The organism is Streptomyces sp. YS-3, from assembly GCF_045257485.1.
Lineage (GTDB): Bacteria > Actinomycetota > Actinomycetes > Streptomycetales > Streptomycetaceae > Streptomyces.
On record NZ_JBJHPC010000675.1, the window covers coordinates 1 to 3,603 of the forward strand.

3 protein-coding genes and 2 pseudogenes are annotated in these 3,603 nt (G+C 75.4%); 1 reads left to right on the forward strand and 4 read right to left on the reverse strand.

Annotation, left to right across the window (positions count from 1 at the left end; genetic code table 11):
• From ACJA3G_RS33035 to ACJA3G_RS33050, 4 genes and pseudogenes are all read right to left on the reverse strand, one after another.
• A pseudogene (locus ACJA3G_RS33035) lies at window positions 1-553 on the reverse strand (hypothetical protein); the annotation flags it as partial.
• Entirely contained in the window at window positions 553-1,194 is a 642-nt protein-coding gene (locus tag ACJA3G_RS33040) for an RNA polymerase sigma factor (RefSeq protein ID WP_406556717.1), read from the reverse strand. The pseudogene ACJA3G_RS33035 and the gene ACJA3G_RS33040, both read right to left, overlap by 1 nt.
• A 278-nt stretch (window positions 1,195-1,472) precedes the next feature.
• Window positions 1,473-2,053 (reverse strand): annotated as a pseudogene (locus ACJA3G_RS33045) (RNA polymerase sigma factor).
• Between the two features lie 54 nt (window positions 2,054-2,107).
• A complete protein-coding gene (locus ACJA3G_RS33050; protein WP_406556718.1) occupies window positions 2,108-3,493 on the reverse strand; it encodes a beta-N-acetylhexosaminidase in 1,386 nt (461 codons plus the stop codon).
• On the opposite strand from ACJA3G_RS33050, the gene ACJA3G_RS33055 reads away from it, so the two are divergent.
• On the forward strand, window positions 3,450-3,603 hold a 154-nt coding region (locus ACJA3G_RS33055; RefSeq protein WP_406556719.1), incomplete at its 3' end, for a glycoside hydrolase family 20 zincin-like fold domain-containing protein. The genes ACJA3G_RS33050 and ACJA3G_RS33055 overlap by 44 nt on opposite strands.

Consider the following 3,603-nt stretch of genomic DNA (forward strand, 5'->3'; position numbering starts at 1 on the left):
GGCGTACGGGCGTACGGCCGGGGGTGGGCGACTGCGGGACGACGGGGGCGCCGGTGCGCCGGGACGGGGAGTCCGAGGCGATCGGCGAGGGGGTCGCGGCGGCCGACACGGACGACACCGGCTCGGGGTGTGCGGTGCCGAGGCCCGGCAGCACCCCGGTCCCGGCGGCCATGGCCACCCCGCCCAGGGCGCATCCGGCGATCGCCGCGGCCAGCCCGAAGCGGACCGGACGCAGCCGCCGCCGGGGCGCACGGGTGCCGCGCGGCTCGCGGGCGACCTGGACGACGGTTTCGGCCGGGGCGCCGACGGGGGCGTACGCCTCGGCGCGGGCGTGGCGGAACGCGGCCAGCGCGGCGGCCTCGCCCGGCAGCTCCCGGGCGGCGGCCGGGGCGTCCATGGCCTGGCGTACGTCCGGGCCGGCCAGCGCGCGCAGTACCGCGGAGAGCCGTTCGGCCTGCTCGCGGGCGCGGTCGTCGGCGGGAACGACGCTCTCGCCGCGCAGCAGCCGCTCCGCGGCGTCCTCGTCCAGCCATTCGTGGCGCTCGTCGGCCATCACATGTCCTTCTGCGTCGGCGCGCCCGATTGCGTCACACCGCACGACCGATTCCGTTGCGGCGGCACCCCGCCGAGATCCGCCGGGCCGCCCTCCCCGCCCAGCAGCTCGGCCAGCCGCTTGAGGCCGCGGTGCGCGGCCGTGCGGACCGCGCCGGGCCGCTTGCCCAGGGTCTCGGCCGCGCTCTTGGCGTCGAGCCCGACCACCACCCGCAGCACCACGGCCTCGGCCTGGTCCTGCGGGAGCTGCGCGATGAGCGCCATCGTACGTCCGGTGGCGAGCGCTTCCATCGCCTCGCCCGCGGTGTCGGAGTCGGCGGGGCGGCCGGTCAGCTCGGTCTCGTCGCCGCCGACGGCGGGGCGCCGGCCGCGCATCCGGATGTGGTCCAGGGCCCGGTTGCGGGCGATGGTGGCGGCCCAGCCGCGGAATCGGTCCGCGTCGCCGCTGAAGCGCTCGATGTCCCGCGCTATCTGCAGCCACGCCTCGGACGTCACGTCCTCCGCGTCGAACTCGCCGACGAGCGTGCGGGTGTAGCCGAGCAGCCGTGGATGCACCGCGCGGTACACAGCACGGAACGCGCTCTCGTCGCCGCCCTGTGCCGCGAGTATCGCGGCGGTCAGCTCCGCGTCTTCCCCCTGCACTCCCCGCACCTTGCCCTGATGTCGCAGCTGGTCTGGCTGCCGCGCCGACCGGCGCGAAGGAGCACGCTACGGCCTCGGCGGCGGTTAAGTCCATTACTTGTACAACTCGCAACAATTCACTGACAGAGCGCGGTGTGACAGAAAACGCAGTCACGGCGCTGAGAGGAGTACGGGGTCGCCACACGGCCCCGACGGAAGACGGCCGGGGCCTCTCCTGTGGGGGGTGGCGGCCCCGGCCGTCCTTCCGCGCGGGGCCGCCCGCGCGGGTGCGGTTCCCGTCACGACCGGTCCGCCCCCGGCTCCATCCCCTGGGCGAGACGCCGCAGCCCCCGGTGCGCCGAGGTGCGTACGGACCCGGGGCGCTTGCCCAGGATCCGGCCGGCCGCCACCCCGTCGAGGCCGGCCACCACCCGCAGCAGCACCGCCTCCGCCTGTTCGCGCGGCAGGGTGGCGATCAGCTGGAGCGCCCGGTGGGTGGAGAGGTACTCCAGCGCGGTTTCGGCGGTGTCCTGGCCGCCGGGCAGTTCCAGCGCCTCCTGGTCGAGCCCGACCGTCCTCGGTCTGCGCTTCTGGCGGCGCAGATGGTCCAGGGCGCGGTGGCGCGCGATGGTCGCGGCCCAGCCCCGGAAGCCCCCCGGAACCGCCCGAGGTCACGGGCGATCTCCAGCCAGGCCTCGGAGGCCACGTCCTCGGCCTCGGTGCCCACCAGCGACCGGGTCTGGGCGAGCAGCCCGGGATGGACCAGCCGGTAGACGACGGCGAAGGCCCGCTCGTCGCCCTCCTGGGCATCCGCGACGGCCGCCCCGAGCTCCGCGTCGTCGCTCCGTATCCGGCCACGGTGCCGGCCCCCGCCCCCCATGGTCTGTTCTGCGCGCGGGCGGCCGGAAGTGTCACTGCCGGCCCCGCGCGGGGCTCACCCCAGCTTGTCGGCGAGCTCCTTGAAGTCCTCCCACTCCAGGCCCGGGGTGCGCGGGTCCCACAGCTTCTGGGCGAGGGCGCGCAGCGGCATCCGGATGCCCCGGGCCACCTGGTCCTGGGTCTGGGCGTTCGCGTAGTCGCACCAGACGGCGAGCCGGGCGCCGAGCACCTGGCCGGAGTAACGGTCGGGGACGGGCTTGGTGCCGCGCAGCACCAGCGGCGTCCACTCCTGGTAGATGCGCCGGCCGGTGGGGTACTTGAAGGCGTTGGGCTCGCCCAGGACGTAGTACAGGTACTCGTCGTTGAGGTTGACCGTCCTGCGGCCCTCGGCGAGGTACTCCTCGGGCGCGCGGGCGCCGAGCTCCCGGCCGGTCCAGTACTCGACCTCGCGGGCCGGGTCGGGGGCGACGGACGTGCCCTTGAAGTAGCCGTCGTTCCAGGCCTTGAACTTCTTGCCGTACGGGCGCAGCGCCGCCGCCCGGTCGTTGAGCCACCCGGTCGCCAGGTCCGCTATGCCGGCCTCGGGGCCGTACTTGGCGCGGGCGGCCTCGGCGAGGGCCGGGTAGGAGGCCGCCGGGTCCTTGGCCGTCAGCGCCAGGTACTCGTCGCCGCCGAGGTGCCAGTACGCGCCGGGGAACAGGTCGGCGTACTCGCGCAGCAGGTCGTCGACGATCCGCGCCGCGTCCGGGTTGGCTATGTCGACCGCGCCCTGGACCGTGCGCCCGCTCGCGCCGCGCAGCGCGAGCGCCGGGTGCGCCTTGATGACCGCGCCCAGGTGGCCGGGCGAGTCGATCTCCGGGATCACCTCGATGTGCAGCCGCCGGGCGAGCGCGACGATCCGCTCGACCTCGCGCTTGCTGAGGTGGTCGCGCGAGACGACCTCGGGGTGCGAGGAGGACTCGATGCGGAAGCCCTGGTCGTCGGAGAAGTGCAGACCGAGCTGGTTGAGCTTGAGGTCGGCCATCTCCCGCAGCCGGCTCTCGATCCAGCCCGCCGTGAAGGGCTTGCGGGCGATGTCGAGGTTGAGGCCGCGCTGCGGCCGGTCGGGCCAGTCCTCGACGACGCCCTCGGGCATCACCCCGCCGTCGCTCAGCGCCTGCTTGAGGGTGCGGGTGCCGTAGAAGACCCCGGCCTCGTCGGGGCCGGTGATGCGCACGGTCCGGTCGCGGACGGTCAGCGCGTACGACTCGGGGGTGGCCTTGGCCCTGGGGGCGAGCGCCAGCTCGATGTCCCCGGCCCGGGGCGCGGCCCCCTGCGCGTACGGCCTGTCGAGCTCCTCCGCGAGCAGCTGCGCCTCGTCCGCCAGCGTCTCGCTGCCGGTGGGCACCACGACCCGGGTGGCGGCGACGGGCCGGAAGCCGGGGCCCCGGGCCGGGGACATCGAGCTGGCGCTCGCCCCCAGGGCCAAGGCCACCCCCGAGTCGTACGCGCTGACCGTCCGCGACCGGACCGTGCGCATCACCGGCCCCGACGAGGCCGGGGTCTTCTACG